1 protein-coding gene is annotated in these 1,811 nt (G+C 59.0%); it reads left to right on the plus strand.

What is annotated here, in order from left to right; genetic code table 11:
- Nucleotides 1–1,811 (plus strand): RHS domain-containing protein (locus tag ACI77I_RS31915; protein ID WP_407000174.1); only part of this gene is annotated, 1,811 nt, incomplete at both ends.

The following is a 1,811-nucleotide window of genomic DNA, read 5'->3' on the forward strand; positions in this document are numbered from 1 at the left end:
CGGTGAAGCGGTTTGGAAATATGAGCGTAATGACCAGGGTGACGTTACGCGCAAGACGGATCCTGATGGCCACGTTACGAACTACACCTACAACAAACACGGGCAACTGATTGGGGTTTGGTACCCGGATAACGGGTGCCATCGGCTGGTCTGGAATGAGCGTGGGCAGCTCACTGAAGAGCAACTACCGAATGGTCGGGTTAAGCGTTATCGCTATGACGATGTTGGACGACAGGTTGCTCGCGAGGATGAGCATGGCGCGCTGACCCAGTATCAATGGGATGCCGCCGCGCGCTTGCAGAAACTGACCCAGCCCGATGGTGCCACGCGGGAATACAGCTACAACCCCTACGGAAAAATTACCGCCGAACGCGATGAATTGGGCCACATCACCCGCTACGAATACGCCGATGGCCTGCACCTGATCAGCCGGCGCATTAATTCTGACGGCACCCAGGTCAAATACCGCTACGACAACGCCCGGTTACTGCTGACCGAGATCGAAAACGAAGTCGGCGAAACCTACGAACTTGAGTACCACCCCAACGGGCTGATCCAGCAGGAAATTGGCTTTGACGGTCAGCGCACGGCCTACGTCTACGACCTCAACGGCAACCTGCTGGAAAAGACCGAACACGGCGACGATGGCAGTCAGCTAGTCACCCGTTACGAGCGAGACCCTGCCAGCCGCCTCGTAAGAAAAACCCTGCCCGACGGCAGTGTTGTTGACTATGCCTACGACCGCCAAGGCAACCTCCTCAGCGTCGATGACGGCCACTGGGCGCTAGCCTACGAATACGACGCCCAAAGCCGCCTCACCGCCGAACACCAAGGCTGGGGCACCTTGCGCTACGGCTACGACGCCTGCAGCCAGCTGAAAAGCCTGCGCCTACCAGACAACAACCGCCTCAACTTCAACCACGACAAAGGCGGCCACCTCGCCACCGTCGAGCTGAATGGCAAAACCCTCACGTCTCACCTGTTCAAAACCGGCCGAGAACGCCAGCGCCAACAAGGCCAGCTCCTCAGCCATTACCACTACGACGAGCAAAACCGCCTGCACGCCCACGCGGTGACTCAAGAAAACCATGACCTCTACCGCCGCCACTACGACTACGACAAAACCGGCAACCTCACCCGCCTGCTAGATACGCGCAAAGGTGAACACCACTACCACTACGACCCGCTCGCCCGCCTGACTCGGGCCGACCACTCGCAAGATGTGCAGGAACGCTTTGGCCATGACCCAGCCGGCAACCTGCTAATGCAAGACCGCCCCGGCCCGGACATCGTGGCGGGGAATCGGTTGATGATTCAGGGCGATCATCATTACGACTATGACGCCTTTGGCAACCTGATCCGCCAAAGGCGCGGCAAGGGTCACCAACTCGTCACCGAGTACCGCTACGACTGTCAGCATCGGTTGATCGGCATTACCCAACCGAACGGGCAAACGGCCAGCTACCGCTATGACCCGTTTGGGCGGCGGATCAGCAAAACCGTCGACGGCATAACCACGGAGTTTTTCTGGCAAGGCGACAAGCTGGTTGCGGAGCATCACGCAGATCGCCATCGCAGTTACCTCTACGAACCGGACAGCTTCCGTCCGCTGGCATTGCTGGAAGGTTTCGGGCCGAAAGACACCCAGCCCTTCCACTACCAACTCGACCACCTCGGCACCCCGCAGGAACTCACCGCCCCCGACGGCGAGATCGTCTGGTCCGCGCATTACCGCGCCTATGGCCAAATCAGCCGACTCGACATAGAAAAAATCGACAATCCGCTGCGCTTCCAAGGCCAATACTTCGACC

The organism is Pseudomonas sp. D47 (assembly GCF_045447305.1).
Lineage (GTDB): Bacteria > Pseudomonadota > Gammaproteobacteria > Pseudomonadales > Pseudomonadaceae > Aquipseudomonas.